This window comes from Sphingobium sp. TCM1, assembly GCF_001650725.1.
In the GTDB taxonomy this organism is placed as follows: domain Bacteria; phylum Pseudomonadota; class Alphaproteobacteria; order Sphingomonadales; family Sphingomonadaceae; genus Sphingobium.
This window is the reverse complement of the sequence record NZ_LXVX01000002.1, coordinates 270,460-295,715: the sequence shown is the minus strand read 5'-3', so window position 1 is coordinate 295,715 and position 25,256 is coordinate 270,460. Positions and strand designations below refer to the sequence as shown.

The window sequence follows — 25,256 nt, the reverse complement described above, 5'->3', positions numbered from 1 at the left end:
TATTCTTTTGCGTTCCCGATCATGCCTGATGTGCCACCGGGGCGATCTTGTGTCCAGCGGCCCGAAAGGGACTGGCCATCGGCGGCACGAAACGCCATATGCGGGGCCGACAGGATAAGGAGTGGCCCCGTTCATGGCATGTGACCTCGATGCCGAAACCGTCGGCGAAGGCAAGGAGCCGGTGCCGGCCGAAGTCAGCGACGCCATCCGCACGCTGATCCGCTGGGCAGGCGATACGCCCGAACGCGAAGGCCTGCTGGAAACCCCCGAGCGCGTCGCGCGCGCCTGGCGCGAATATTGCCGGGGTTATGGCGACGATCCGGCCTATCATCTTTCGCGCATCTTCCACGAAGTGGGCGGCTATGATGACATCGTGCTGCTCAAGGACATTCCCTTTCAGTCGCATTGCGAACATCATATGGCGCCGATCGTGGGGAAGGCCCATATCGCCTATCTGCCCGGCGCCTATGTCGTGGGCATTTCCAAGCTCGCCCGTGTCCTCCACGCCTATTCCAACCGGCTGCAGGTACAGGAACGGCTGACCTCCGAAGTCGCCAACTGCATCTGGGAAAATCTCAAGCCCCAGGGTGTCGCCGTGGTGATCGAGGCGACCCATGGCTGCATGACAGGGCGCGGCGTGCGGACTCCCAATGTCGTCATGAAGACCAGCCGGATGCTGGGCGTGTTCCGCGATGATGAAAAGTCGCGGGAGGAAGTGCTGAAGCTCATCGCCTCATGAGCGAAGCGGAAGAGCCTGCCTATCGTCCGCTCGGCAGGGCGAGGGTCGATGCAAAGCCCATCGGTGCGCCGCTGGCGCAGAAGAGGCTGGCACTCGTCACCGGCGGGCATCGACGGCTGGGCGGCATCATCGCCGCCGCGCTGGCGAAGGCCGGCCATTCGCTCGCGATCCATGGCAGTCACGACACGCGGCTCGATTCCCATCTGGCGCTGACGCTGGAGGAGGAGGGGACCGAGTGGGACGGCTTCGTCGTCGATTTCGCCGATCCCGAAGGAGCGGAGGAGTTGGTGGCGATGGTGGCGGAGCGCTTCGGCCGCCCGCCCGACATATTGGTCAACAGCGCCGCCATATTCGGTCAGGACAGGCTGGAGGATGTGACGGCAGACGACCTGATGCGCCATTATGCGGTTAACTGCGCCGCGCCGACCATGCTGACCAAGGCGTTCGCGACCGTGCCGGCGGGCGTGGGAGATCGCTGCATCGTCAATATCCTCGACCAGCGGATCGACCATCCCCACGCCGACCAACTCGCCTACACCCTGTCCAAACTGGCGCTGGCCGGGCTGACGCGCACCAGCGCCCATAGCCTGGCGCCCAGGGTTCGGGTCAACGCCGTCGCACCGGGGCTGACGATCGCGACGCCCGATTATGACGAGGCGCAGATGGAGCGACTGGGGAACATGATGCCGCTCGGCCGTTTGCCCCAGGCGGAGGAAATTGCCCAGGCGGTACTCTATCTGGTGAATGCCAGCGCTATCACCGGGCAGACACTCTATGTGGACGGCGGGGCGCATCTCAAAAGCTATGATCGCGACTTCATGCATCTTTGCCGCTAGCATTGGCACAAATGCGAGGGGGTGGGGGATGGCGAAGCGCGCGCGGCCCCAATAGAGCGGTGGTCAAACTAGTTTGTTGTTCGCGTTTTCCGGGTCAGCCGGCGGGGCCTGCTGATTCGAGAACGCCAAAGGGAGATGGCGATGACCTATGAAACGATCCTGGTCGAACAGCGCGATGCAGTAACGCTGATTACGCTCAACCGGCCGCAGGCCTTGAATGCGCTGAACAGCCATGTGCTGGCCGACCTGAGTGCCGCCTTCGCCGCCTATGATGCAGACCCGACCCAGCGTTGCGCCGTCCTGACCGGCAGCGGCGAAAAAGCGTTCGCGGCGGGTGCCGACATCAAGGAAATGGTGGAGAAGGACGCGGCCGACTTCTTCCTGCAGGACTTCTTCTCGGGCTGGCAGACCGGCGTCGTCGCGACCCGCAAGCCGTGGATCGCGGCGGTGCAGGGCTTTGCGCTGGGCGGCGGCTGCGAACTGGCGATGATGGCCGACTTCATCATCGCGGGTGACACGGCGAAATTCGGCCAGCCCGAAATCAAGCTGGGCGTGGCGCCAGGCATGGGCGGATCGCAGCGCCTGACCCGCGCCGTGGGCAAGGCCAAGGCCATGGAAATGTGCCTGACCGGCCGGATGATGGATGCGGCCGAGGCGGAACGCGCCGGGCTGGTCAGCCGGGTCGTTCCAGCCGCGGATTTGCTGGAGGATGCGCTCAAGACCGCGGCGGCCATCGCCGCGATGCCGCCCATGGCGGCGATGATGAACAAGGAGATGGTCAACATCGCCTTCGAGACCGGTCTGGCGCAGGGGCTGCTGACCGAACGCCGCATGTTCCAGATCCTGACCGCGACCGAGGACAAGAAGGAAGGCATGACCGCCTTCGTCGAAAAGCGGCCCGGCGTCTGGAAGGGCCGATAGGCTAGGCCACCGGCTTAATCACGCCGCCACTTGCGGGAACAGGAGAGCGGTTTAGACTTCCGTTGCTTTCGAGCGTGTCGAGAAACTGAAGCGCAGCGCTGGCCGCTTCTCGACTCCGCTCGAAGCGAACGGAAGATGTCTGCCTATTTCCCCTCCAGCATCTCGATCATCAGCGAAAAGTCGCGCGCGGCCTCTCCCTGGTTGGCGAGCAACTGATACAGCGCTTCGGCGGCATTGCCCATCGGCACCGAGGCGCCGACCGACGCGGCGGCTTCCGTCGCCAGCTTCAGATCCTTGAGCATCAGGCCGACGGCAAAGCCGCCCTGATAGCCATTGTCGGCGGGGGTCTGTGGACCCACGCCGGGGACCGGGCAATAGCTTGTCATCGACCAGCTCTGCCCCGACGACACGCTCGATATATCGTAGAAGGTCTGGGGATCGAGACCCAGCTTCTTCGCCATGGCGAAGCTCTCGCAAGTGGCGACCATGGTCGCGCCCAGCAGCATATTGTTGCAGATCTTGGCCGCCTGGCCGTTGCCTGCGCCGCCGGCATGGATCACGGCCTTGCCCATGGCGGAGAGGATCGGCCTGGCCCTGGCGAAGGCCGCGTCCGCACCGCCCACCATGAAGGTCAGCGTCCCGCCATTGGCTGCCGCGATCCCGCCCGATACTGGCGCATCGACCATCTCGAAGCCCTGAACACTCGCCGCCTCGATCACGCGGCGCGCTGTGGCGACGTCGATGGTCGAACAGTCGAGGAAGAGCGCTCCGGGTCTGGCCGCGCCGAACACCTCGCCGCCATAGACGCTTTCGACATGCTTGCCAGCCGGCAGCATCGTCACCACCGCATCGGCGCCGGAGACGGCCTCGGCGGCGCTCGCCGCACGCACCGCGCCATGGCTTTCCGCCTTGGCTAGAGCCTCTTCCGACAGGTCGAAGGCGCGCACGGCATAGCCATTCTTCAGCAGATTGGCGGCCATACCGCCGCCCATATTGCCAAGGCCGATGAAGGCGATCGTCTGGGTCATGGTCCGGGCTTCCTCTCTCAATTCTGTGTCAGGCGCGGGTGGTTGCCAGTTCGGGCAGCGGCGTCCATTGCTTTTCCGGCGGCAGCGGCGCGAAGATCTCCTCGATCATCGTATCGCTGACCTCCTCCAATGTCGGCGGAGTCCAGATCGGCGCATTATCCTTGTCGAAGATCACCGCACGCACGCCCTCGACGAAATCGGGGCGGCGGATGATGGCGCAGGCAAGGCCGAACTCCATTGTCATATTGTCGGCGAAGCTGGCCTTGCTCGCGCCCTCGACCAACTGGCGCAACGCGACCTTGATCGTCTGGGGCGATTTGGTGGCGAGCACCGTCAACTGTCTCGCGGCCCATTCGCCGCCATCGGCGCGCAGGGCGGCGACGATGTCCTCCGCCTTGTCGGATGCGAACAGCCGGTCGATCTCCGCGCGGTGCGCCTCCAGTTTCGATGCCGGGGGCGGTGCGACATTCTCGTCCAATATCTCGCCCAGACCCAGCGGATCGGCCAGGATGCGCGCCTTGACGGCGTCCAGCCGGTCGGAGGGGATATAATGGGAGGCGATGCCGATCGCGGCGCAGTCCGCCCCGTCGATGCGCGCCCCGGTCGCCGCCAGCCAGGCGCCGACGCGGCCGGGCAGGCGCGGCAGGAACCAGCCGCCCCCAACGTCCGGAAACAGGCCGATGCCGGTTTCGGGCATGGCGAAGGTCGTGCGCTCGGTCGCGACGCGGAAACGGGCGGGCAAGGAGATGCCGACGCCACCCCCCATGACGATTCCGTCGATGAAGGCGACGATCGGCTTTTCATAGACGAACAGCAGATGGTTCATCCGATATTCGAGGCTGAAGAAGCGTTCCGCCTCGACGCAATCCGTCCTGGCGCTGTTGGCGATCAACGCGATGTCGCCGCCGGCGCAAAAGCCGCGTCCGTCGGCATGATCGATCATCACCGCGATGATCGCGTCATCCTGCGCCCAGTCGAGCAGCGCGTCATTGATTGCCGCGCACATCTCCGGCGTCAGCGCGTGGATCGCCTTGGGCCGGTTGAGCCGGATGCGGCCGACGCCATTTTCGATCAAGGTCAGAACCTGGTCCGTCATATCTGCTCCTCACATCCGTGGAAAGGCGACTATTGCCGCAGCATATCGCGCGCGACGATCATCCGCATGACCTGATTGGTGCCTTCCAGGATCGAATGGACCCGCAGGTCGCGCCAGAAGCGCTCGATCGGATAGTCCATCAGATAGCCGTAGCCGCCATGGAGTTGCAGCGCGCGGTCGACCACAGAGGATCCGGTGTCGGTGGCGAAGCGCTTGGCCATGGCAGCGAAGCGGGTCTTGTCGGGCGCATTGTCCGTCACCTTGACCGCGGCGGCATAGAGCAGGGTGCGGGCGGCCTCCAATTCGGTCTGCATGTCGGCCAGGGTGAACTGGGTGTTCTGGAAATCGGCCACGGCGACGCCGAACTGTCTGCGATCCTTGGTATACTGGACCGTTTCGTCGATGCAGCGCTGTGCGCCGCCCAGCGAACAGGCGCCGATATTGAGCCGCCCACCATCCAGCCCCATCATCGCAATGCGGAAGCCTTCGCCCTCGCCGCCGACCAGATTGGCCACCGGCACCCGCACGCCGTCGAAATTGACCTGCGCGGTGGGCTGCGAATGCCAGCCCAGCTTGCGCTCCTGTGCGCCGAAGCTAACACCCGCCATGTCCTTCTCGATGACGAGACAAGAGATTCCCTTGGGACCATCCTCGCCGGTGCGGACCATCACCACATAGACGTCATTCTCCCCGCCGCCGGAAATGAACTGTTTGGAGCCGGTGACGACATAATGGTTGCCGTCTCTCACCGCGCGGGTCTTGAGCGCGGCAGCGTCCGATCCGGCGCCGGCCTCGGTCAGGCAATAGCTCGCCATGCGCGCCATGGGGATCAGGTCGGGCAGATATTTGTCCTTCACCGCCTGCGATCCGAAGCGGTCGATCATCCAGGCGCCCATATTGTGGATCGAGATGAAGGCGCTGGTCGAGGGGCAGCCATAGGCCATCGCCTCCATGATGAGTGCGGCTTCGAGGCGACCGAGGCCGATCCCGCCTGCTTCCTCCGACACGTATATGCCGCCAAAGCCGAGTTCGGCGGCGGCGCGGATCGCGTCGCGGGGGAAGATATGCTTCTCGTCCCATTCGGCGGCGTGGGGCGTGATGGCGTCCGCGGTAAAGCGCTGCGCCATTTCCTGGATCGCGCGCTGGTCGTCGGTCAGATCATATTGGGTCATGCTGACATTTCCATGAAAAAAATTCCGTCATGGTGACGAAAGCCAGCGTCCATTAGCGCGGCGTTGGAATGGATCGTCAACCGGGCGTCGATACTCTGGCCAGCCGCCGCCATGGCGTCATCTATATCAATATTATGTCCGATTTGATGGCGCGCCCGCATCAGCATCGCTCCGGTGTCGTCGATGGGTTCACGTCGCAATGACCAGGCAGGGAGAGGCGGAGCCTCTCCCTCCAAGCCCTTACCCCATGGTCGGAATGACGAAAGCGTTGGCTGCGTCGCCCACTCCCCCGTCGGGCCAGCGCTGGGTGATTGTCTTGACCTTGGTCCAGAACTTCACGCCTTCCATTCCGTGCTGGTTGGTGTCCCCAAAGGCCGAGCGCTTCCAGCCGCCGAACGTGTGATAGGCCACTGGTACCGGGATCGGCACGTTGATGCCGACCATGCCGACATTGACGCGGGCGGCAAATTCACGGGCGGCGTGGCCGTTGCGCGTGAAGATGGCGACACCGTTGCCATATTGATGCTGGCTCGGCAATGCGAGCGCCTCCTCGAAGCTCTCCGCCCGCACCATCTGGAGCACGGGACCGAAAATCTCCTCCTGATAGGAGCGCATGATCGGCGTCACATGATCGAACAGGGTCGGGCCGACAAAAAAGCCGTCCTCATGGCCCTGGAGCGTGAAGCCGCGACCGTCGACCACCAGTTCCGCGCCTTCGTCCACACCCATCTGGATATAGCTTTCGATCTTCGCCTTGTGCGCGGCGGTGACGACGGGGCCATAATGGGCGTCGGGATCGGTCGAAACGCCCACGCGTAGCGCCTCGATCGCGGGGATCAGCTTCTCGCGCAGGGCGATGGCCGTCTTCTCGCCGACAGGAGTCACCACGGGCAGCGCCATGCAGCGCTCGCCCGCCGATCCGAAGGCGGCGCCGGAGAGGTCGTTCACCACCTGGTCGAGGTCCGCATCGGGCATGACGATGCCGTGATTCTTGGCGCCGCCCATGGCCTGCACGCGCTTGCCGTTGTCGACGCCCCGCTTGTAGACATAATGGGCGATGTCGGACGATCCGACGAAGCTGATCGCGCCGATATCCGGATGGTCGAGGATGGCGTCGACCATTTCCTTGTCGCCCTGCACGACCTGCAAGATGCCTTCGGGCAGCCCCGCCTCCAGGAAGAGTTCGGCGAGCCTGACGGGCACCGACGGGTCGCGTTCCGAGGGCTTGAGGATGAAGGCGTTGCCCGTCGCGATCGCGACGCCCGACATCCAGAGCGGGATCATGCCAGGAAAGTTGAAGGGCGTGATGCCCGCGCCGATGCCGATCGGCTGGCGGAAGCTGTAGACGTCGATGCCGGGGCCGGCGCCTTGGGTATATTCGCCTTTCAGAACGTGCGGGATGCCGCAGCAGAATTCGATGACTTCCAGCCCGCGCTGGATGTCACCCTTCGAATCCGCGATCACCTTGCCATGTTCGGAGCTGAGCAGATGCGCCAGTTCGTCCATATTCTTCTCGACCAGGGCCTTGAAGTTGAACATTACGCGGGCGCGGCGCTGCGGGTTGACCATCGCCCAGGCGGGCTGTGCCTTCTTCGCCGCGGCCACTGCAACGTCGAGCAAGGCCGCGTCGCCGAGTGTTACGCGCGCCTGGACGCTGCCATTGTTGGGATCGAACACGTCGCTGTAGCGCGTCGGCGCGGCGGCATGAGCGACAGCGAGCTTGTGCGAAATCTCACGCATCGGGCTATCCTCTCCTAAGGTTGCCCTCTTGTAGCGTTCTTGCGATATTGCAAGCAACAGGGGACTATTGCATGATGTCGCTGCAATAATGCAGCACAGGGGTGCCATGTTCGATTGGGACGACTTGCGGGTGTTTCTGGCGGTGGCCCGCGCGCGCAAGGTCGCGCCGGCGGCGCGGGCGCTGGGGATCGACGCGACCACGATCGCGCGGCGGTTGGCACGGCTGGAAAAGGCGCTCGACACCGAATTGTTCGAGGTCGGGGCGGGCGAACGGTTGCTGACCGCGCGTGGGCAGGAATTGCTGGGTCATGCCGAGGCGGCCGAAAGCGCCGCGCTGGCGGCGGTCGAGCAGATGAGCGGGCAGGAGCGCAAGCTCAGCGGACAGGTGCGGCTGTCGGTGGCGGAGGGTTTCGGTACCTGGGTGCTGGCACCGGGCATGGGGGATTTCAACCGTCGACATCCGGGGATCAGGCTGGACCTCATCACCGCATCGGGTTTTCTCAATCCCTCGAAACGGGAGGCCGACATGGCGGTGATGCTGGCGCGGCCTCAGCGCGGGCGGCTGACGGTGCGGCGGCTGGGCGATTATCGGCTGCACCTCTATGCCTCGCCGGCCTATCTTGAGCGGGTCGGACGGCCCGGCAAGCCCGCCGACCTGCGGGACCACGCACTGATCGGCTATGTGCCGGAATTCATCTTTTCCCCCGAACTGGACTATCTGGACGAGGTGGAGGCGGGTCTGGAGGCCAATTTGCGGTCGACCAGCATCATCATGCAACAACGCATGATCGCGGAAGGCGCGGGGATCGGCGTCCTGCCCGATTTCATCGGTCGTCGCGATCCTGGCCTGATGCCGTTGATGGCCGACCGAGTGGAGATCACCCGCAGCTTCTGGCTGGTCATGCATGGCGACCTGCGGCGGCTGGCGCGGATCGGTGCGGTCGCCGACTGGCTGCAAGAACGTATTGAAACGTTAAAGCCAATCGACGCGGCCCGTTCACCTCGCTAAGGGAGTCGTGATGGTTAGAGAGCGGTCGCATTTCGCCCATGCAGCATAAGCACAAGCGCAGTCGGGTGGTCGCCCTGCCGAATGGCGAGTTTCGCACGCGCGCGACCGAATATCTGGATTTTCTCGCCGCCTGGGTGAAAAAGCCACGACAGACCGCGTCGGTAGTGCCGTCGAGCCGCTATCTAGCTCGCTTGATGGTCGCGCAGATTGATCCGCAGGACGGCCGCGTGCTCGAACTGGGCGGTGGCACCGGGGTATTTACCCGCGCCATCCTGGAAACCGGCCTTCCGCCCGAAAAGCTGGAGGTGGTGGAGATCAACCCTGCCTTTGCGCGCGGCCTTCGCCGTCATTTCCCGCATGTATCGGTTCTGGAAACGCCGGCGCAGATCGTGTCCACCGCGACGGCGGGCGCGGCCGGCGAATATCAGACGGTGGTCAGCGGCCTGCCGCTCCTGGCGATGGACCGTCACATGCACGCCGACATTTTGTCCGAATCCTTTCGCATGTTGCGGCCGGGCGGCAGCTTCGTGCAATTCACCTACTCGATGCGCCCTCCGGTGAGCCGCGACATATTGGACGCGCTGGACCTGGACGTCGTCCGTGCCGGGCAAACGGTACGCAACTTTCCGCCCGCCACGGTCTTCCGCTTCTTCCGGCGCGGCGAATAGGTTGCGCTTCGCAATCTGCCTCCTATCTTTGCGGCAACGCAAAAGGGGCAGAGCCATCCATGGCATCCATCATTGAAATCAACGGCCTGACGAAGCGCTATGCGTCGGGCTTCGAAGCTCTCAAGGGCGTCGACCTGACTATCGAGGAAGGCGAGATTTTCGCGCTGCTCGGGCCGAACGGCGCGGGCAAGACGACCATGATCTCCATCATATGCGGCATTGCGCGGGCGACCGGCGGCAGCGTGATCGTGGCCGGACATGACATCGTGCGCGACTATCGCGGTGCGCGCGGGGCGATCGGCCTGGTGCCGCAGGAACTGTCCACCGACCAGTTCGAGCGCGTCATCGACACTGTGAACTTCAGTCGCGGTCTGTTCGGAAAGCCGCGCGATGACGCCTATGTCGAGAAGGTGCTGCGCGACCTATCGCTGTGGGACAAGCGCAACAGCAAGATCCTGGAATTGTCGGGCGGCATGAAGCGCCGGGTGATGATCGCCAAGGCGCTGAGCCACGAACCGCGCGTCCTGTTTCTCGATGAGCCGACCGCCGGCGTCGACGTGGAACTGCGCCGGGACATGTGGACGCTGATCGGCGAGCTGCGCCAGACCGGCGTCACCATCATCCTGACCACCCACTATATCGAGGAGGCGGAGGAAATGGCCGACCGGGTGGGTGTCATCAACAAGGGTGAACTGATGCTGGTCGAGGACAAGACCGCCCTCATGAAGAAGCTGGGCAAGAAAACGCTGACCGTGGTGCTGGCCGAACCGATCGGCGTTGTTCCGCCCGAACTCGCGGAATGGGGCGTGGCGCTGGGCGCCGATGGCCATGAGATCGAATATGTGTTTGATACCCAGGCGGAACGGACGGGTGTGTCGTCACTGCTGCGTCGGATGGGCGACCTCGGCATCGGCTACAAGGATCTCAATACGCGACAGAGCAGTCTGGAGGATATCTTCGTCAGTCTGGTCCATCAGGAGAAGGCCGCATGAGCCTCCAGAATCTGCGCGCCATCGCAGCCATCTATCGTTTCGAACTGCACCGCTTCCGCCGCACGCTGCTGACGGGACTGCTCGTGCCGGTCATCACCACCTCGCTCTATTTCGTCGTGTTCGGCGGCGCGATCGGGTCGCGCATGACGGAGGTGGACGGCATTCCCTATGCCGCCTTCATCGTGCCCGGCCTCATCATGATGTCGATGTTCACCGAAAGCATCTTCAACGCCAGTTTCGGCATCTACATGCCCAAATTCACCGGCACCATCTATGAACTGCTCTCCGCGCCCGTATCGGCGACCGAGACGATCATCGCCTATGTCGGCGCGGCGGCGACCAAGTCGCTGATCGTGGGGAGCATCATATTCCTGACCGCCCATCTCTTCGTCGATGTGCCGGTGGCGCATCCCTTCGCCATGGTCGCCTTCATGGTGCTGATCGCGGTCAGCTTCTGCCTGTTCGGCTTCATCCTGGGCATATGGGCGCAGAGCTTCGAGCAGTTGCAGGTGATCCCGCTTCTGCTCATCATGCCGATGACCTTTCTGGGCGGCGCTTTCTATTCGGTCCAGATGCTGGGAGAACCCTGGCGCACCATCACGCTGTTCAACCCGATCGTCTATCTGATCTCGGGCTTCCGCTGGACCTTCTTCGGCCGGGGCGACGTGGGAATCGAATTCAGCCTGATCTTCGTCGCAGGGATGCTGGCGGTCTGTCTCGCCATCATCGGCTGGATGTTCCGGACAGGGTATCGGCTGAAGAAGTGAGGGGTAGGGCGGGGCGCTTGTCGCGCCCCCGTCCTCGGGGCGGATTAGGCCGCCTGGCTTTCCGGGGCTACGGCGAACAGGGTCACGCCCTTATATTTGTCGTCGCCGTCATTGTAGAGGCCGTACATCGCCTCGAACGTCTCATCCAGAACCTGGAGGTCGGACAATCCCGCCAGCTTGAAGGTGCCGAGCTTCAGTTCGCGGGGCGGGCGGCCGTCGCGATCCGTGGTCACCGCGTCGATGTACATCTCGTCATGACGGGTATAGAGGATGTGCGGCGCGAGCGTGACCACCATCTTGTTGTAGGTCACCTTCAGGCACTTCTGGAGCGCGATCGCTTCAAAAATCTCGGTCGGGGCTTGCATGATCGGTTTTCCCTGACCGATTTTTGCGATTCTTTCAATTGCTTTGTGCGCTGCACCATGTTCCTGCCGTGCAATCGCCGCGACGAAACGATCAGGCGGGCAGCAGTCCGAGCCTTTCGCGCAGGCTCCAGCGGGTGATGAGCAGCAGTGCCACTGCGCCTAGGCCGCTCGCCAGACCCAGCCAGATGCCGACGCCCTCCATGCGGAAGGGGAAGGCGAGCAGCGTGCCGACACCGATGCCGACCACCCAATATCCAAGGAGGGCGAAAATCATCGGCACCTTGGTGTCCTGCACCCCGCGCAGCACGCCAGCGCCGACCGCCTGCGCCGCATCGACCAACTGGAACAGCGCGGCGACGGCGAGGAAGCTGACGGCAAGGCGCACCGTCTGGGCATTGGCGGGATCGGTGAGGTCAAGGAAGGCCGACACCAGGCTGCGTGGCATCAGGATCAGCAGGGCGGCGGCACAGCAGGCGAAGCCGGTGCCGATCATCAGCGCCAGCCATCCGGCCCGCCCGATTGCAGCGCGATCCTTGCGGCCATAGGCGATGCCGACACGCACCGTCGCGGCCTGCCCGATGCCCATCGGCACCATGAAGACCAGGGCGGCAATCTGGATGGCGACGGCATGGGCGGCGAGCGAATCGCGGCTTATGAGGCCCATGAGAAAGGCGGAGGCGTTGAACACCGTGGTTTCGAATCCCAATGTGATCGCGATGGGCAGGCCCAGCGCCCAGACCTCCCGGTGCCGTTCGCGATCGCGAGTCCAGAAGCGCCCCATCAGGCTGTAGCGGCGGAAGCGTCGGTCTACCAGGATGACCGCCAGCAGCCCCAGGAAGAGGAAGCTGGAGGAGATGGTGCTTGCCAGCCCCGCGCCGAACAGCCCGAGTGCGGGCAGGCCCAGATGACCGAAGATCAAGGCCCACCCCATAACGACATTGACGGGGATGGCGGCGAGCATGATGAGCAGCCCCCAGACCGGTCGTTCCAGCGCGGCAATGAAATTGCGCAATGTCGTGAAGCACAGGAAGGGGAGCAGCGCCCATTGCAGCCCGCGCATCAACTGGCCTGCGCCCTGCGCCAGGTCCGCCTGCTGTCCCATGGCAAGCAGGATCGTCTCGCATTCCCACAGGAGGACCCAGGCAGGCAGGACGAAGAAGACCGCAGCGCGCAACGTCTGGTGGACCGTGCGGCGCACGTCGCGCACGCTATGGCGGCGGCGTCCGCGTTCGCTTGCAATCAGCGGCGAGGCGGCGGTGACGAGGCCCATGCCGAAGATCAGCAACGCGTGGAACAGATTGATGGCGAGCGCACCCGCCGCCACGCTCTCCGCACCCCGGCGACCGAGCAGCAACAGATCGGTCGCGGCGATCGCCGACCAGGCGATATTGCCCGCGATCATCGGCAGCGCCAGCGCGATCAGCGCGCCGGCCTCGATCCGCCAGGGGGAGGGGTGGGTCACGTCGATGGTCCCGTCAGAAATGGTGCTGCGCCGGCGATCAGACTCGCCAGCCTTGCCCTATTTGCCTCAATGTTTCTTGAAAAGGTGCAGGGCGCCGACGATGATCCCGCCCACTATCAGCCCGACGATCGCGCCGCCGAGGGCATTTACCAGCCAGTCCAGGAAGCCCCCGATTGCCGGAATTGCTCCCGCGGCGCCTTCGGCCAGATGGTGGATCGTGCCGGGAATGGCGTCGACGTGGAATTCGTGCAGGCCATGGACGATGAGGCCGCCACCGACCCATAGCATTGCCGCCGTGCCGACCACGCCTAGAATTGACATGAGGACCGGCATCGCCTTGACGAGGCCACGGCCCAGCGCCTTCGATCCGGCATTGTCACGTTCGGTCAGGTGCAGACCGATGTCGTCCATCTTCACGATCAGGCCGACCACGCCATAGACGCCGGCCGTGATAAGCAGGGCAACCACGACAAGAATGATCGCCTGTTCCCACACCGGTTCGGTCGCGACCGTGCCGAGGGCGATCGCCATGATCTCTCCCGACAGGATGAAGTCGGTGCGGATCGCGCCTGACACCTTCTGATTTTCCAGATCGACCGAACTGTGGGTCTCGAGCGCCTCTTCCGCCAGATCATGTCCACCCTGAATCGCTTCCAGCAGTTTCTCCACCGCCTCGAAACAGAGGAAGGCGCCGCCCAGCATCAGCAGCGGCGGTAACAGCCAGGGAGCGAAGGCGGACAGCAGCAGCGCCGCAGGCAGTAGAAACACCAGCTTGTTGCGCAGCGATCCCTTGGCGATCTTCCAGATGATCGGCAATTCGCGGTCGGGGGTCAGGCCCATGACATATTTGGGCGTCACGGCAGCATCGTCGATCACGACACCGGCAGCCTTCGACCCGGCCTTGCCAGCGGCCCCCGCGACATCGTCCAGCGATGTCGCGGCCAGCTTGGCAATGCCCGCCACGTCGTCGAGCAGCGCAATCAGACCCGAAGGCATAGTCGTTCATTCCCCCTGTTGCAGGCGGCGGCGCCGTCCCTGCGCCCGTCTCATAGAGAGGGCACAGCGTCGGGGCAATGCGGGTGAAGAGCGCGAAGCAGTGTCAGTAATTGCCCGGCGGATCGCTGGCCGGGAAGCTCTCATCGGACTGTTCGTCGACCTTGTCCCATTCCTGGGACGTTATCCCGTGCTGCGGTCCCGCATCGCGCACGACGCCGGACGAACCGACCGGCCCTCGATCGTCCGGCACCCGTCCGTCGCCCATCCATTCGCGCCACCCCTTGAGCGCAATCGCGCCAAGGCCCGTGACGATGGCCAGTTTCAGCAGCCCCTTCATGATGGTTTCTCCTGCCCTTGATGAAGATGAATCCACTCGGCGCGGTCATTACCGACTGCGTCCGGGGTCAGGCGGATCTCGCCTTCCTCATCCGATCCGATGGCCGGCTCCTCCTGGCTGACCGATGGCGCGACGCTCCAGCGCGTGCGGAGCGCCGCGTCGATCATCGCGCCCCATACCATGACGTCGCCCGCCTCGCGCATGGCGTCGTCCGGCTCCTTGAGAAGGGCGAGAATGCTGGCCGCATCCTCGACCCTGGCTGGCCAGTCGGACGGGTCGTTGGCGGAGAGTTGGCGCGCCAGACGTTCGATCAGGGATCGGTTTTCCATGAGTATCGAACGCACGGATGGGGCGGCCGTTCCGCATATCATAACGATATCGCATCGAAATTCGTCGACAAGCGCACGCGGCGGGTATTTAGCGGTCCCGCTTGGACGCGCCAGGAATTCCGGCAATATTTAGCGGCTGGCGTCGCCGGTCGCTGGCCTGCGTCTGTGCGCCAGGAAAAATCGTAGCATTTCCCGCGAAGCATCCGGCCCAGCCGGATCCGTATAGGAACCGGAGCGCGCGCCGCCTGACCAGGCATGGCCGCTGCCATGGATGGTCCAGCTTTCCAGCATGACGTCGCCTCGGGCAGTGCGATGCTCCGTCCGGGTGAAAGCGCGTCCGCCTGCGGATTGACCCTGGCGCGTGCGGGTGACGATGGGACCGAGGGTCGATCTTTCGAGCTGTGCGCGAAAGCTGTCCGCGTTGGAGGGATGCACGACCTTGTCGCAATCGCCATGGAAGACGATGGTCGGCCGGGGGCGCACCTCACGCGCGGCCCGGATCAATGGCGCCCGGCCCCGCATCGCGGCCAGAGCACTGCCGAGGCTATCGACCGCTCCGCAGGCCAAGCCCGAATGCACTCCGACGGCCACGAAGAGATTGGAATAGGCCTGACCGATGATCGCCGCCGCCACTCCGCCCGCAGAAATCCCCGCTATGTAGACGCGCGACGGGTCGGCCCGGCACAGCGCGATCGCATGACGGGTCAAGCCGGCGATCATGGCTGGTTCGCCGCGACCCCGCACCTGGTTATCCGGCCTGTGCCAGTTCCAGCAGCGGCCAACATTGGCCGACGCGGATTGCTCGGGATACAGGATGATGACGCCCAGTTCGTCGGCAAGGCTGTTCATCCGTGTTCCCGCCGCAAAATCGCCGGCCGACTGAGAACAGCCGTGCAGCATCACGACGATCGGGAGGCGACGGCGGGTTGATCCTCTGGGGGTGTAGAGCTTGTAACGGAGCGATCCGTGCTTGCTGTCGAGGACGCCGTCGATAAAGCTGCCGGGCAAGGGGCGCGCAGGCGGGCGCCGCACTGGCGCTCTTGCGGCTTTTGCCGTCGCGGCCTTGCGCGGGGCTGATCGTTTTGCTGGCTGGATGGGTGGCATCAGCGCGCGCTGCATGACGAGCGCGGCCGACATGGTGCGGCCCTTGCTGATCAGTCGCGCGGCCTTGAGCGCGGAAGTGAACGGATTTTTCATCGAAACCCCCTGCTGGCGATCGGCCGGTGGGCCGCACCATGCGGCGCGCCAGAACAGGATAACGGGTCGCGCGCCGCAATGATCCTGCGATGCAGCATTTCTTTGTCGAGATGACGTGCGCCTTCTCGCAAACCGCCACCCAACAAAAAAGCCGCCCTGAGAGGGGCGGCTTTCCTGTCGGTTCCGTTCAGGAAGCTCAGGCGTCTTCGGCCGGGGCTTCTTCGGTCACGGCGGCGATTTCACCGGGTTCCGCATTGGGGTCATAGTCTTCGGTGAAGCCCGCCTCGTCCTTTTCGAACAGGTCGGCCATCACGTCGACGCCCTGCGCCTGCAACTCGGCTTCCTCAGGCGAGCGGGCGACGTTCACCGTGATGGTGACGGCGACTTCCGGGTGCAGCGCAACCTTGACGTCGAAGACGCCCAGGGTCTTGATCGGGCGTTCCAGCACGACCATCGCCTTGGTGACGTTGGTGATGCCTTCGGCGTGAAGCGCTTCGACGACGTCACGGACGGCGACCGAACCATAAAGGTGGCCGGCGTTCGACGACTGGCGGATCAGGACGATCTGCTTGCCGTTGACGCCTTCGGCAGCCTTTTCGGCATCCGAGCGGCGAGCGGCGTTGTCGGCTTCGATCTTCGCGCGGTTGGCCTCGAAGACCTTCTTGTTGGCGTTGTTGGAGCGCAGCGCCTTCTTGTTGGGCAGCAGATAGTTGCGCGCGTAACCGTCCTTGACGGTCACGACGTCGCCGATGGCGCCCAGCTTCTCGATGCGTTCGAGGAGAATGATTTCCATGGGTCTTTCTCCCTTACTTCACGATGTAGGGCAGCAGGCCCAGGTGACGGGCGCGCTTGATGGCCTGGGCCAGTTCACGCTGCTTCTTGGCGGACACAGCCGTGATGCGGCTGGGGACGATCTTGCCGCGCTCGGACACGAAGCCCTGGAGCAGACGGACGTCCTTGTAATCGATCTTCGGCGCATCCTTGGCGGCGAAGGGGCAGCTCTTGCGGCGGCGGAAAAACGGGCGTGCCATGTTTCAGATCTCCTTATTCGCCAGCAGCGGCTTCTTCGCGCTCGCGGCGCGGGCCACGATCTTCGCGCGGGCCACGGTCACCGCGATCGCCGCGCGGACCACGCTCGGCGCGCTCCTGCTTGCGCATCATGACCGAAGGGCCAGCTTCCAGCTCGTCGACCTTGACGGTCATGTAGCGGATGATGTCTTCGTTGATCTGGGTCTGGCGCTCCAGTTCCGCAACGACGCCGGCCGGGGCATCGATGTTCAGCATCACATAGTGAGCCTTGCGGTTCTTGGCGATCTTGTACGCGAGCGAACGCAGGCCCCAGGTCTCGACCTTGGTCACCTTGCCTTCATTTTCCTCGACGATCTTGGTGGCGGTTTCCGCCAGGGCGTCCACCTGCGCCTGTGCCAGATCCTGGCGCGCAAGGAACACATGCTCGTAAAGAGCCATGGGTAAGCCTCATCTGTTGGCCGATCGCTGACGTCCACCCCATGTGGAACGCCCCTCCGGCTGTCGTCTCAATGCCTCGCGGTGACGCCGAGTCACCCCGGAGCCGATGCGAAGGCGCCCCTATGGCGGAAAAGCGTGAGGAAAGCAAGGCCGCATCGGTGCGTCGCGGGCGGGCAATAATGCCGCGCGGCCCCTGCTTGTCGCAGCCCTGTTTTTCTTCTTAAATCGGGCGATAGAAAATAGTCTAGGAGAGTTCATGGCCGTAGCGATCGCCGCCCTGTCGCTGATATTGCTGATGATCGCCGCCTATCGCGGCATGAGCGTCATCGTCATGGCGCCGCTGCTCGCCATGCTGGCGGTGTTCCTGACCGACCCGACCGCCGTGCCCGCCGCCTTTTCCGGCCTGTTCATGGAAAGGGTCGCGAGTTTCCTGAAGCTCTATTTCCCGGTATTCCTGCTGGGCGCGCTGTTCGGCAAGCTGGTGGAGATTTCCGGCTTTTCCCGCGCGATCGTGATCGCGGTGATCGGCTTCATCGGCGCCAGCCGGGCAATCCCGGCGATCATGATCGTGACCGCGCTGTTGACCTACGGCGGCGTGTCGGTCTTCGTCGCCGTGTTCGCCGTCTATCCCTTCGCGGCCGAGATGTTCCGCCGCGCCGACATCCCCAAGCGACTGGTGCCGGCGACCATAGGCCTTGGTGCGCTGACCTTCACCATGGACGCGCTGCCGGGCACGCCGCAGATCCAGAATATCATTCCGACCAGCTTCTTCGGCACCACCGCCTGGGCGGCGCCGGTACTGGGCCTGATCGGTTCGGCTTGCATCATGGCGGCTGGGCTGACCTATCTGGCGTGGCGGCGACGCAGCCTGATGGCGACGGGCGAGGGCTATGGCGCGCCCGAAACGCTGGTCAACGAACCGGAGACGGTGAACGACGGCGCGCCCGTCCATCCGCTGGTCGCGCTGCTGCCGCTGATCGTCGTTGGCGTGGGCAATCTTCTGCTGACGCTGGCCATCCCGCGCTGGCTGACGTGGGAGGAGGTTACGCTGTCGCTGCCGGGCATGGTCGAACCGGTGGCGGTCAAGCTGGCGCAGGTCTCTGCGCTCTGGGCGGTCGAGGGGGCGCTGCTGCTGGGGATCGGCACGATTCTGCTCTTTGCGTTCCGGACGGTGTCCAGGCGCTTTGCCGAAGGGTCGAAGGCGGCGGTTGGCGGGGCGCTGCTGGCGGGGATGAACACGGCAGTGGAATATGGGTTCGGCGCAGTAATCGCGGCGCTGCCAGGCTTCCTCCTCGTCAAGGAAGCGCTGCGCGCGATCCCTAACCCCCTGCTTAATGAAGCGATCACTGTCACCTCGCTGGCCGGCATCACCGGATCGGCGTCGGGCGGGTTGTCGATCGCGCTTGCCGCGATGGCGGAACAGTTCGTGGCGGCGGGCGATGCTGCGGGCATCCCGCGCGAGGTGCTGCACCGCGTTGCGTCAATGGCGTCGGGCGGGATGGACAGCCTGCCGCATAATGGCGCCGTCATCACGCTGCTGGCGGTGACGGGCCTCACTCATCGACAAGCCTATAAGGACATCTTCGCCCTGACGATCATCAAGACGCTGACCGTATTCATAGTGATCGCCGTCTTTTATATGACAGGCTGGGTCTGATCCCGATACATTCCGGCTGAACCGATGAAATCCGCGCGGGTTGAGGGACCGGCTCTGTCGAGAAGCGCGACGACCTTGTCCTTCAGGCTCGCGGTGGGATTGGCCGAGTCGTCATAGGCCATTCCCCATTCACCGAATTCCCGGGCCTCGATGGTCATTTCACGCAGCTTGACCATGGCGCAGTGGCGATCGTCTTGCCTGATGCGATCATAGATGCGCTCGACTGCGGCCTTCGGTCCTTCCAGGACCTGAAGAAAGCGCTTGCCGTTGAACAGCAACAGTCCCGTGACATCGACCGAACGGTTGCTAGCGGCCGCCAGTCTGGCGATGGTCGCACATTGAGAAGGGGTCACTGTGCCGCTGGCACTGCTGATATACATGATCTGGTAAAAAGACATGAAGGTTCCCGAATGCGTGCCCCCCGGCATCGTCCCTATGGCCTTCCATCATTTAAGATCCGGTTTTTAACCTTGATCATAAAAATGCCCCAGGGGGGGGAATCCCCTGGGGCATCGTGCGACGTTCCGGCTCCGCGAAGTATCCAGGTTCAGCGGATGGCGCTGCCGACGACGGCGCCGATCAGACCGCTGGTGATCGCGATCAACACGGCGTCATTGCCGGAGCGGACCCACTGATAGCCGCGCGGCGGGGCGGACAGGCGATAGTCGCGATAATTGTTCACGACCCGATAATTGGTGGCATAGCGCCGGTCGAAGCGCTGACCCTTGGCCCAGCGGCGCGGCGCCGGGGTCGCCTTGCGGACGACGGTCTGCTGCTTCACGACGGTGCTGCCATTGGGCTTCTGCTTGATGACGGTGCGGCTGGTTTCCTGGCGATGCTCCGGGGCGGCCTGCGCCTGGGCGGTGATGAGGGGGCTGGCGACCAGGGTGGTGGTGGCCAGGGCCATGATGATCTTCCTGAACATATTTGCTCCTTTGCCTTGTTTCGGGCGCCATTCCGTGGCGTCGAAGACAGAGTTAGGAGAGGCTTGTCGCGTGAATGTGTCAGTGGCGGACATAGTTTGTCAGAAAATGTAACGAGACCCGATTCCCGACCGGATGGCTTCTCTCAACAGAAAGCCTCGAAGGGGCATCTTCGGGGCAAGGGAAGGGGGGCAGGGTCGGGCCGATCATCGGCAATCGGGCAAGGGCGTGGCGATCACTTCGGCCCGCGCGAGCAGGGGCAGCCCGGCTCCCGTCCTGATGGTGCGTGCGCTGGCGGAAGTAGCGAAGGGAGAGAGGCTGAGGCCCAGGATCAGGGCGCTGCCAGCGAGGCTTAGAACGATGGTCTTCATGAATGTACCTTTCCACGACGCCCTGTTGCGCCGTGGAAAGGAAGATGCGCGCGGAATGTCGCATGAATATGCCTTGAACGGCGGGGAATGTACGAAAATGTAACGATCCTGCCTATTCGTGCCGCAGCGCGTCGATCGGGTTGAGCGCCGCCGCGCGCCGCGCCGGGAAATAGCCGAACACCACGCCGATAGCCGCCGAGAAGAGGAAAGCGATCAGGTTGACCTTCACGTCGAACAGAAACGGCACCTGCATCAGTGGGGCGATGGCGAGGGACGCGATCAGCGCCAGGAACAGGCCGATCAGCCCGCCAAGGCACGACAGAACGATCGCCTCGACCAGAAACTGCATCAGAACTTCGCGCGCGACAGCGCCGATGGCGAGACGGATGCCGATTTCCCGCGTGCGCTCGGTCACCGACACCAGCATGATGTTCATGATGCCGATGCCGCCGACCAGCAGAGAGATCGCCGCTACCGCCCCGACGATCTGGGTCAATATGGTGGTGGTGCCGGTCAGCGTGTCGCTGATCTGCTTGGTGTCGAAGACGTTGAAATTATCCTGATCGCCCGCCTTGATCTTGCGCCGTTCGCGCATCAGTTCTTCCAGACTGGCCTGGACGGTGCTGGTATCATAGGCGTCGTCGACAGCGACCATGATCTGGCTGATGTCGCGGTCGCCGGTGAAGCGCCGCTGGACGAACTTGATCGGCATGACGACGACATCGTCCTGGTCGCCGAAGCCGCCCTGGCCACGCGTCGCCAGCACACCCACGACCTGGCAACTGACGCCTTTGATCCGCATCCGCTTTCCCGTCGGCTCGGCACCCTGGAACAGGTTGGTGCGGACCGTATTGCCGATGATGCAGACGGATTTCCCGGCTTCTTCTTCATCAGGGAGGAAGAGGCGTCCGTCCGCCACCTTCCACTGCTGCACCTCGGAATAGGCGGACGTCGTGCCATAGACCGTGGTCGACCAGTTATTCCCTTCATAGATGGCGGTGCCGCTCGACTGCACCACCGGCGCGACAGCGCGCACGCCCGTCAGCTGGTTCTCGATCGCGGCCAGGTCGCCCGGCTTGAAGTCGGGCGGGCGCGGACCACCGCCACCGCGGCCGAAGCCCTGTCCGGGACGCAGCTGGAGGACATTTGCACCCAGCGAGCTGATCTGTTCGCGCACGGCCGCCGTCGCGCCATTGCCCAGCGTCACCATGGTCACGACCGCGGCCACGCCGATGATGATACCCAGCGTGGTCAGGAAACTGCGTAGCTTGTGCCGGTTGATCGCGCGAAAGGCGAGGATGATGGTGGTGCCTAGCATTACGCCTTCGACCTTTCCTCGACCCGTTCAACATGGCCGTCCTTGAAATGGACGATGGTGCGCGCAAAGGCCGCCATGTCCGGTTCGTGCGTCACCATCAGGACGGTGATGCCGCTGTTGCGGTTGAGGTCGGTCAGCAATTCCATGATCTCGATCGAGCGCTCCGAATCGAGGTTGCCGGTTGGCTCGTCCGCCAGCAACACGTCGGGCTGGGTCACGATGGCGCGGGCTATGGCGACGCGCTGCTGCTGGCCGCCTGACAGCTCGGCGGGCGTATGATCCCACCAGTCGCGCAAGCCCACCTTGTCGAGCGCCGCCATGCCCATGTCGTAACGGGTCTGCTTGTCTTCGCCGCGATAGAGAAGGGGCAACTCGACATTCTCCAGCGCCGTGGTGCGCGACAGCAGGTTGAAGCCCTGGAACACGAAGCCGAGGTAGCGGCGGCGCAGCAGCGCGCGCTGGTCGCGGTCCAGGGTCTCGACATGGCGGCCCTTGAACAGAAACTCTCCGCCAGACGGCACGTCCAGGCAGCCGAGAATGTTCATCGTCGTCGATTTGCCCGAGCCTGAGGGCCCCATCACGGCGACGAAATCGCCCTGCGCGATATCGAGGTCGATGCCCTTCAGCGCCTGGAAGGCCGTTGGGCCCTCGCCATAGACTTTGGTCACGCCGCGCAGGGAGATGATCGGATCGTCAGAAAGGATGGAGGCCATGAGGCTCAGGTTCCGCTCGGACGGCCGGTGCCGCGCGTCTGTGACGGAGCAGCCTGGCCTTGTAGCGGCGCGGCCGGTGCGGTCGCGGCGTCGCCCGAATTGCCCAGCTTTCCGACGCTCGCCGGCGTGCCGTCCGCCGAAGGGTTGCGCTGCCGATCGCGCGCGTCCTGACGGTTTTTCGTGTCGCTATTCTGGTCTTCTGCCGGCGCCTGCTGGCCTTTGGCAAGCTGGCCCGTGATGACGCGCGCACCGGCTTTCAGGTCGCCGCCGGTGATGACTGTGCGCGATCCGTCGCTGGCGCCCACGATCACCTGTACCGCCTTGGGTTTGCCGTCCTCGCCCAAGACATAGACAGTCTGGCTGCTGCCCGCGCCGAAGCTGACCTGGCGGTTGGCGCCGCCCCGTCGCATCCGGCCGGGGCCGGGCAGCACGCTGGTGATGCCGCCGCCTTGTGCTTGGCTACTCGGCTTGAAGCGCAGCGCGCTGTTCGGGACGAGCAGCACGTCATTCAGTTCCTGCGTTACGATGTCGGCTGTCGCGGTCATGCCGGGGCGCAGCGTTTCGTCCTTGTTGTCGACCGACAGCACGGCCGTGTAGGCGACCACGGTGCCGCTGGTGCTGGTCGTGGTGGTGCTGGACGAGGAGGAACTGCTGCTCGATGCATTCGACCCGACATTGACCCGTGTGACCTTCGCGGGGAAGGTGCGGCCGGGGAAGGCATCGACGGCGAAATTGGCGGTCTGGCCTTCCTTTACCTGTCCGACATCGGCTTCGTCCACCAACACCTCGACTTCCATCTGGGTGAGATCTTCTGCCAGTGTGAAGAGTACGGGTGCGTTGAGCGACGCCGCGACGGTCTGGCCCGGCTCGATGTCGCGGGATAGCACCACGCCGTTTACGGGCGACACGATCTGCGCGATCGACAGGTTGGTCTGTGCGGTCGACAGTTGCGCGCGCGACACGTTCACCTGCGCCTGCGCCGATCGCAGATTGGCGATCGCGCCCTGATAGTCGGCGCGGGCCGAATCCAGTTCGGTTTTCGCCGGCACGCGGCCGCCCGACAGCCTGAAGACATTTTCCTGCCGGTCGAGCGTCGCCTTCGCCAGAGCGACCTGCGCCTGCGCCTGCGCGACGCTCGCCTGGCTCGACGCGACCTGCGCCCGGTTCTGGTTCACCGTGTCGACCAGCCGGCGGGTGTCGAGTTCGGCCAGCCGCTGGCCGCGCGTGACCCGGTCGTTCACGTCGACGAACACCTGCGTGATCTTGCCCGACTGTTCGGAACCGACATCGACCTGGTTGATCGGCTTGAGGTTGCCGGTGGCGGAAACGGTGACGGTCAGGTCACCCTTGCGCACCTCGCGCGTCGCATAATCGGGCTGGTCGTCGCCGGAAAAGCGCCAGGCGAGCAGCAGGATGACGATCAACAACAGCGCGGCGACGCCGCCCCGGACTGCCCATTTGCGCCACGGCTTCTGCGGCTTGGCGCCCAGAAACTCGTCCAGATCCTGATCCTTGGTCACGTCATTGCTCATTGGGGCGGTTTTCCATGCTCTGCCAGCCGCCGCCCAGCGCGTTGTAGAGCTGGGCGATGGCGAGGATCTCATCGGATTGCGCGGAAGCAAGGCTGTTGCGCGCGTTCAAAAGGGTGGATTCGCTGGTCAACAGCGTCTGGAAGTCGGTCAGCCCGGCCTGATACTGGCTGCGCGCCAGGATTGCGGCATTGTTCGAAGCTTCGAGGGCGGTGGCAAAGGCGGTCTTGCGCGCGCGGGCGCTCGACAGGGAAGCCATGGCATTCTCGACATCCTCCAGCGCAGTGAGGACGCTTTGCTTGTAGGCGGCGAAGGCGGCGTCGGTCGCCGCCTTTTGCGAGCGGACCTGCGAAGCGAGGCGGCCGCCATCAAATATGGTCTGCGCCACGTTGGCGAAGACGCCGCCGGTAATCAGGCTGAACAGGTCGCTGAAAGCGTTGGACGTGGTGCCGATGTTGCCGCTGATGCCGAGCGACGGGTACAGCTGCGCCTGCGCCACGCCGATCTGCGCGGTCGCGGCGGCCAGCGCGCGCTCGGCCCCGCGCACGTCCGGCCGCTGGCGTAGCGTGTCGGCGGGTATGCCGGTCGCGATGTCGGTCGACGCGATGGGGATCGGGGCAGGGGCTTGCAGCGCGCGGGTCGCTTCGCCCGGCGCTTGGCCGGTCAGCACGGCGATGCGGTTGAGGCTGCTCGTCAGGCTCGCTTCCAGTTGCGGGATGCTGGCGCTGGTCTGGGCCAGTTGCGCCCTGGCCTGCTGCTCGTCCAGTGAGGAGACGAGGCCGGCTTGTAACCGCCAGTTGGCGATGCTGTAATTATTCTGCTGGATCGCCTGCGTCTCCCGCGCGACCTTCAACTGCTCCTGCGCGAGCCGCACCTGCACATAATTGGTGACGAGTTCGGATATGATCGTCATCCGCACGGCGGCCAGGTCGTAGCCCGACGCGCTGAGGTCGGCGCGCGCCGCCTCCGCCGTGCGAGACAGTTCGCCGAACAGATCGATCTGCCAGCTGGCATTGGCGCCGACCGAATAGCTGCTGGACCAGTTGCTGGAACCCAGGCTGATGACGTTGCCACTGCTGTCGGTACGCGTGCCGCCAGCCTGGCTGCGATAATTCTTGCCGCCGCTGGCTGATCCGCTGACCTGTGGCAGGAAGCTGGCATTGGCCTGGCGCAGGTTTTCGCGCGCTTGGCGGAGGCGCGCCTGCGCCTGCACTATATCCAGATTGCCGGTGATCGCGCGGTCGATCAGGCTGCTGAGCGTAGGATCATTCAGGCGCGTCCACCATCGGGCGAGATCTGCGTCGTTCAACGCCGCGCCATCGCCTTGGCTATAGGCGGCGGGCACCCCCAGCGCGGCCGTCTGCGGAGCGCGATAATCGGGTCCGGCGGCGCAGGCGGACAGCATCAGGGCCGTCCCGCTGATCCAGGTTATGCGATATCGCACCTTTTCCTTGCACTCCGTCATCGTTAAAGGGGCCGCCACGCGCCGCCCCCATACGGGACGGCGGACGTCCATGCCCTGCCTGCCGCAGGGATATGTACGTCTCAATGACATTTATGTCTCAAAGTGTAACGGTTTTGGATTTCAGCGCTTTTTGGCCGGGCGCTTGGGCTGGGAGTTGAT

At 64.2% G+C, this 25,256-nt stretch carries 29 protein-coding genes; 8 read left to right on the top strand and 21 right to left on the bottom strand.

Going from position 1 to position 25,256, the window contains the following annotated elements:
• The first annotated feature begins 133 nt into the window (after positions 1 to 133).
• From folE to A7Q26_RS02610, 3 genes are all read left to right on the top strand, one after another.
• Positions 134 to 739 carry a GTP cyclohydrolase I FolE gene (gene folE, locus A7Q26_RS02620; RefSeq protein ID WP_066856101.1) on the top strand — a complete coding sequence of 202 codons (606 nt, stop codon included), beginning with the start codon at positions 134 to 136 and terminating at the stop codon, positions 737 to 739.
• Positions 736 to 1,575: an SDR family oxidoreductase gene (locus tag A7Q26_RS02615; RefSeq protein ID WP_066856099.1), complete on the top strand. Its 840-nt coding sequence runs from the start codon at positions 736 to 738 to the stop codon at positions 1,573 to 1,575. The genes folE and A7Q26_RS02615 overlap by 4 nt, the downstream gene beginning before the upstream one ends.
• A 141-nt stretch (positions 1,576 to 1,716) precedes the next feature.
• Positions 1,717 to 2,496 carry an enoyl-CoA hydratase-related protein gene (locus A7Q26_RS02610; protein ID WP_066856303.1) on the top strand — a complete coding sequence of 260 codons (780 nt, stop codon included), beginning with the start codon at positions 1,717 to 1,719 and terminating at the stop codon, positions 2,494 to 2,496.
• A 143-nt stretch (positions 2,497 to 2,639) separates the two neighbouring features.
• Here the strand turns inward: A7Q26_RS02610 and mmsB are convergent, their stop codons facing one another.
• Genes mmsB through A7Q26_RS02590 form a run of 5 tightly spaced genes read right to left on the bottom strand, consistent with a single transcriptional unit; the run spans position 2,640 to position 7,532 of the window.
• Entirely contained in the window at positions 2,640 to 3,545 is a 906-nt protein-coding gene (gene mmsB, locus A7Q26_RS02605) for a 3-hydroxyisobutyrate dehydrogenase (RefSeq protein ID WP_325230173.1), read from the bottom strand.
• A gap of 7 nt (positions 3,546 to 3,552) precedes the next feature.
• Positions 3,553 to 4,620, bottom strand: a complete 1,068-nt coding sequence (locus A7Q26_RS02600) for an enoyl-CoA hydratase/isomerase family protein (RefSeq protein WP_066856093.1) — start codon at positions 4,618 to 4,620, stop codon at positions 3,553 to 3,555.
• Positions 4,621 to 4,649: 29 nt separating this feature from the next.
• A complete protein-coding gene (locus A7Q26_RS02595; RefSeq protein ID WP_066856091.1) occupies positions 4,650 to 5,792 on the bottom strand; it encodes an acyl-CoA dehydrogenase family protein in 1,143 nt (380 codons plus the stop codon).
• On the bottom strand, positions 5,789 to 6,028 hold the full coding sequence (locus tag A7Q26_RS24995) for a hypothetical protein (protein WP_198162809.1): 240 nt from the start codon (positions 6,026 to 6,028) through the stop codon (positions 5,789 to 5,791). Before A7Q26_RS24995 ends, A7Q26_RS02595 begins: the two co-directional genes overlap by 4 nt.
• A gap of 4 nt (positions 6,029 to 6,032) precedes the next feature.
• Positions 6,033 to 7,532 (bottom strand): CoA-acylating methylmalonate-semialdehyde dehydrogenase, encoded by a 1,500-nt coding sequence (locus tag A7Q26_RS02590; RefSeq protein WP_066856087.1) that lies wholly within the window; start codon positions 7,530 to 7,532, stop codon positions 6,033 to 6,035.
• A gap of 106 nt (positions 7,533 to 7,638) precedes the next feature.
• On the opposite strand from A7Q26_RS02590, the gene A7Q26_RS02585 reads away from it, so the two are divergent.
• The 4 genes from A7Q26_RS02585 to A7Q26_RS02570 are packed head-to-tail and all read left to right on the top strand — an operon-like array spanning position 7,639 to position 10,968.
• A complete protein-coding gene (locus A7Q26_RS02585; protein ID WP_066856084.1) occupies positions 7,639 to 8,541 on the top strand; it encodes a LysR family transcriptional regulator in 903 nt (300 codons plus the stop codon).
• A gap of 38 nt (positions 8,542 to 8,579) precedes the next feature.
• Complete coding sequence (locus A7Q26_RS02580; RefSeq protein WP_066856081.1) at positions 8,580 to 9,209, top strand: class I SAM-dependent methyltransferase; 630 nt, start codon at positions 8,580 to 8,582, stop codon at positions 9,207 to 9,209.
• A 59-nt stretch (positions 9,210 to 9,268) separates the two neighbouring features.
• Complete coding sequence (locus tag A7Q26_RS02575) at positions 9,269 to 10,201, top strand: ABC transporter ATP-binding protein (protein ID WP_066856078.1); 933 nt, start codon at positions 9,269 to 9,271, stop codon at positions 10,199 to 10,201.
• Positions 10,198 to 10,968, top strand: coding sequence for an ABC transporter permease (locus tag A7Q26_RS02570; RefSeq protein WP_066856075.1), 771 nt, complete (start codon positions 10,198 to 10,200; stop codon positions 10,966 to 10,968). Before A7Q26_RS02575 ends, A7Q26_RS02570 begins: the two co-directional genes overlap by 4 nt.
• 44 nt (positions 10,969 to 11,012) lie before the next feature.
• Here A7Q26_RS02570 and A7Q26_RS02565 read toward each other — a convergent pair whose 3' ends face one another.
• The 9 genes from A7Q26_RS02565 to rpsF all read right to left on the bottom strand — a co-directional run bounded on the left by A7Q26_RS02565 (position 11,013) and on the right by rpsF (position 17,121).
• Positions 11,013 to 11,333 (bottom strand): hypothetical protein, encoded by a 321-nt coding sequence (locus tag A7Q26_RS02565; RefSeq protein WP_066856072.1) that lies wholly within the window; start codon positions 11,331 to 11,333, stop codon positions 11,013 to 11,015.
• 91 nt (positions 11,334 to 11,424) lie between these two features.
• On the bottom strand, positions 11,425 to 12,735 hold the full coding sequence (locus tag A7Q26_RS02560) for an MATE family efflux transporter (RefSeq protein ID WP_066856300.1): 1,311 nt from the start codon (positions 12,733 to 12,735) through the stop codon (positions 11,425 to 11,427).
• A 126-nt stretch (positions 12,736 to 12,861) separates the two neighbouring features.
• Entirely contained in the window at positions 12,862 to 13,791 is a 930-nt protein-coding gene (locus tag A7Q26_RS02555) for a DUF808 domain-containing protein (RefSeq protein WP_066856069.1), read from the bottom strand.
• 103 nt (positions 13,792 to 13,894) lie between these two features.
• Complete coding sequence (locus A7Q26_RS02550; RefSeq protein WP_066856066.1) at positions 13,895 to 14,128, bottom strand: hypothetical protein; 234 nt, start codon at positions 14,126 to 14,128, stop codon at positions 13,895 to 13,897.
• Positions 14,125 to 14,457, bottom strand: coding sequence for a hypothetical protein (locus A7Q26_RS02545; protein WP_066856063.1), 333 nt, complete (start codon positions 14,455 to 14,457; stop codon positions 14,125 to 14,127). Before A7Q26_RS02545 ends, A7Q26_RS02550 begins: the two co-directional genes overlap by 4 nt.
• 129 nt (positions 14,458 to 14,586) lie before the next feature.
• Positions 14,587 to 15,654 (bottom strand): extracellular catalytic domain type 1 short-chain-length polyhydroxyalkanoate depolymerase, encoded by a 1,068-nt coding sequence (locus A7Q26_RS02540; protein WP_066856060.1) that lies wholly within the window; start codon positions 15,652 to 15,654, stop codon positions 14,587 to 14,589.
• Between the two features lie 196 nt (positions 15,655 to 15,850).
• A complete protein-coding gene (gene rplI, locus A7Q26_RS02535; RefSeq protein WP_066856057.1) occupies positions 15,851 to 16,447 on the bottom strand; it encodes a 50S ribosomal protein L9 in 597 nt (198 codons plus the stop codon).
• A gap of 13 nt (positions 16,448 to 16,460) precedes the next feature.
• Positions 16,461 to 16,685 carry a 30S ribosomal protein S18 gene (gene rpsR / locus A7Q26_RS02530; protein WP_004212076.1) on the bottom strand — a complete coding sequence of 75 codons (225 nt, stop codon included), beginning with the start codon at positions 16,683 to 16,685 and terminating at the stop codon, positions 16,461 to 16,463.
• Between the two features lie 13 nt (positions 16,686 to 16,698).
• Positions 16,699 to 17,121, bottom strand: coding sequence for a 30S ribosomal protein S6 (gene rpsF / locus A7Q26_RS02525; RefSeq protein ID WP_066856054.1), 423 nt, complete (start codon positions 17,119 to 17,121; stop codon positions 16,699 to 16,701).
• 256 nt (positions 17,122 to 17,377) lie between these two features.
• On the opposite strand from rpsF, the gene A7Q26_RS02520 reads away from it, so the two are divergent.
• Positions 17,378 to 18,778, top strand: a complete 1,401-nt coding sequence (locus A7Q26_RS02520) for a GntP family permease (protein WP_066856050.1) — start codon at positions 17,378 to 17,380, stop codon at positions 18,776 to 18,778.
• On the opposite strand, the gene A7Q26_RS02515 is transcribed toward A7Q26_RS02520, so the two are convergent.
• The 7 genes from A7Q26_RS02515 to A7Q26_RS02485 all read right to left on the bottom strand — a co-directional run bounded on the left by A7Q26_RS02515 (position 18,757) and on the right by A7Q26_RS02485 (position 25,097).
• On the bottom strand, positions 18,757 to 19,176 hold the full coding sequence (locus tag A7Q26_RS02515; protein ID WP_232313643.1) for a BLUF domain-containing protein: 420 nt from the start codon (positions 19,174 to 19,176) through the stop codon (positions 18,757 to 18,759). The two genes, A7Q26_RS02520 and A7Q26_RS02515, sit on opposite strands and share 22 nt — an antisense overlap.
• A 149-nt stretch (positions 19,177 to 19,325) precedes the next feature.
• Positions 19,326 to 19,703, bottom strand: a complete 378-nt coding sequence (locus A7Q26_RS02510; protein WP_066856047.1) for an RcnB family protein — start codon at positions 19,701 to 19,703, stop codon at positions 19,326 to 19,328.
• Positions 19,704 to 19,907: 204 nt separating this feature from the next.
• On the bottom strand, positions 19,908 to 20,072 hold the full coding sequence (locus A7Q26_RS25480) for a hypothetical protein (RefSeq protein WP_198162808.1): 165 nt from the start codon (positions 20,070 to 20,072) through the stop codon (positions 19,908 to 19,910).
• A gap of 112 nt (positions 20,073 to 20,184) precedes the next feature.
• A complete protein-coding gene (locus tag A7Q26_RS02500) occupies positions 20,185 to 21,390 on the bottom strand; it encodes an ABC transporter permease (protein ID WP_066856041.1) in 1,206 nt (401 codons plus the stop codon).
• On the bottom strand, positions 21,390 to 22,103 hold the full coding sequence (locus A7Q26_RS02495) for an ABC transporter ATP-binding protein (protein WP_066856038.1): 714 nt from the start codon (positions 22,101 to 22,103) through the stop codon (positions 21,390 to 21,392). Before A7Q26_RS02495 ends, A7Q26_RS02500 begins: the two co-directional genes overlap by 1 nt.
• A 5-nt stretch (positions 22,104 to 22,108) precedes the next feature.
• Positions 22,109 to 23,635 carry an efflux RND transporter periplasmic adaptor subunit gene (locus A7Q26_RS02490; protein ID WP_066856036.1) on the bottom strand — a complete coding sequence of 509 codons (1,527 nt, stop codon included), beginning with the start codon at positions 23,633 to 23,635 and terminating at the stop codon, positions 22,109 to 22,111.
• Positions 23,625 to 25,097: an efflux transporter outer membrane subunit gene (locus tag A7Q26_RS02485; protein WP_198162815.1), complete on the bottom strand. Its 1,473-nt coding sequence runs from the start codon at positions 25,095 to 25,097 to the stop codon at positions 23,625 to 23,627. Before A7Q26_RS02485 ends, A7Q26_RS02490 begins: the two co-directional genes overlap by 11 nt.
• Between the last annotated feature and the right edge of the window lie 159 nt (positions 25,098 to 25,256).

Bases quoted from the DNA above. Each gene is read 5' to 3' on its own strand.
- A7Q26_RS02595 (WP_066856091.1), bottom strand. From the start codon at position 5,792: ATGACCCAATATGATCTGACCGACGACCAGCGCGCGATCCAGGAAATG.
- A7Q26_RS02500 (WP_066856041.1), bottom strand. From the start codon at position 21,390: ATGCTAGGCACCACCATCATCCTCGCCTTTCGCGCGATCAACCGGCAC.
- rpsF (WP_066856054.1), bottom strand. From the start codon at position 17,121: ATGGCTCTTTACGAGCATGTGTTCCTTGCGCGCCAGGATCTGGCACAG.
- A7Q26_RS02515 (WP_232313643.1), bottom strand. From the start codon at position 19,176: ATGTCTTTTTACCAGATCATGTATATCAGCAGTGCCAGCGGCACAGTG.
- A7Q26_RS02545 (WP_066856063.1), bottom strand. From the start codon at position 14,457: ATGGAAAACCGATCCCTGATCGAACGTCTGGCGCGCCAACTCTCCGCC.
- A7Q26_RS02520 (WP_066856050.1), top strand. From the start codon at position 17,378: ATGGCCGTAGCGATCGCCGCCCTGTCGCTGATATTGCTGATGATCGCC.
- rpsR (WP_004212076.1), bottom strand. From the start codon at position 16,685: ATGGCACGCCCGTTTTTCCGCCGCCGCAAGAGCTGCCCCTTCGCCGCC.
- A7Q26_RS02610 (WP_066856303.1), top strand. From the start codon at position 1,717: ATGACCTATGAAACGATCCTGGTCGAACAGCGCGATGCAGTAACGCTG.
- A7Q26_RS02550 (WP_066856066.1), bottom strand. From the start codon at position 14,128: ATGAAGGGGCTGCTGAAACTGGCCATCGTCACGGGCCTTGGCGCGATT.
- A7Q26_RS02560 (WP_066856300.1), bottom strand. From the start codon at position 12,735: ATGATCGCGGGCAATATCGCCTGGTCGGCGATCGCCGCGACCGATCTG.
- A7Q26_RS02570 (WP_066856075.1), top strand. From the start codon at position 10,198: ATGAGCCTCCAGAATCTGCGCGCCATCGCAGCCATCTATCGTTTCGAA.
- A7Q26_RS02580 (WP_066856081.1), top strand. From the start codon at position 8,580: ATGCAGCATAAGCACAAGCGCAGTCGGGTGGTCGCCCTGCCGAATGGC.
- A7Q26_RS02485 (WP_198162815.1), bottom strand. From the start codon at position 25,097: ATGACGGAGTGCAAGGAAAAGGTGCGATATCGCATAACCTGGATCAGC.
- A7Q26_RS02490 (WP_066856036.1), bottom strand. From the start codon at position 23,635: ATGAGCAATGACGTGACCAAGGATCAGGATCTGGACGAGTTTCTGGGC.
- rplI (WP_066856057.1), bottom strand. From the start codon at position 16,447: ATGGAAATCATTCTCCTCGAACGCATCGAGAAGCTGGGCGCCATCGGC.
- A7Q26_RS02555 (WP_066856069.1), bottom strand. From the start codon at position 13,791: ATGCCTTCGGGTCTGATTGCGCTGCTCGACGACGTGGCGGGCATTGCC.
- A7Q26_RS02495 (WP_066856038.1), bottom strand. From the start codon at position 22,103: ATGGCCTCCATCCTTTCTGACGATCCGATCATCTCCCTGCGCGGCGTG.
- A7Q26_RS02585 (WP_066856084.1), top strand. From the start codon at position 7,639: ATGTTCGATTGGGACGACTTGCGGGTGTTTCTGGCGGTGGCCCGCGCG.
- A7Q26_RS02615 (WP_066856099.1), top strand. From the start codon at position 736: ATGAGCGAAGCGGAAGAGCCTGCCTATCGTCCGCTCGGCAGGGCGAGG.
- A7Q26_RS02575 (WP_066856078.1), top strand. From the start codon at position 9,269: ATGGCATCCATCATTGAAATCAACGGCCTGACGAAGCGCTATGCGTCG.
- A7Q26_RS02540 (WP_066856060.1), bottom strand. From the start codon at position 15,654: ATGAAAAATCCGTTCACTTCCGCGCTCAAGGCCGCGCGACTGATCAGC.
- A7Q26_RS02565 (WP_066856072.1), bottom strand. From the start codon at position 11,333: ATGCAAGCCCCGACCGAGATTTTTGAAGCGATCGCGCTCCAGAAGTGC.
- A7Q26_RS02510 (WP_066856047.1), bottom strand. From the start codon at position 19,703: ATGTTCAGGAAGATCATCATGGCCCTGGCCACCACCACCCTGGTCGCC.
- A7Q26_RS02590 (WP_066856087.1), bottom strand. From the start codon at position 7,532: ATGCGTGAGATTTCGCACAAGCTCGCTGTCGCTCATGCCGCCGCGCCG.
- folE (WP_066856101.1), top strand. From the start codon at position 134: ATGGCATGTGACCTCGATGCCGAAACCGTCGGCGAAGGCAAGGAGCCG.
- A7Q26_RS25480 (WP_198162808.1), bottom strand. From the start codon at position 20,072: ATGAAGACCATCGTTCTAAGCCTCGCTGGCAGCGCCCTGATCCTGGGC.
- A7Q26_RS02600 (WP_066856093.1), bottom strand. From the start codon at position 4,620: ATGACGGACCAGGTTCTGACCTTGATCGAAAATGGCGTCGGCCGCATC.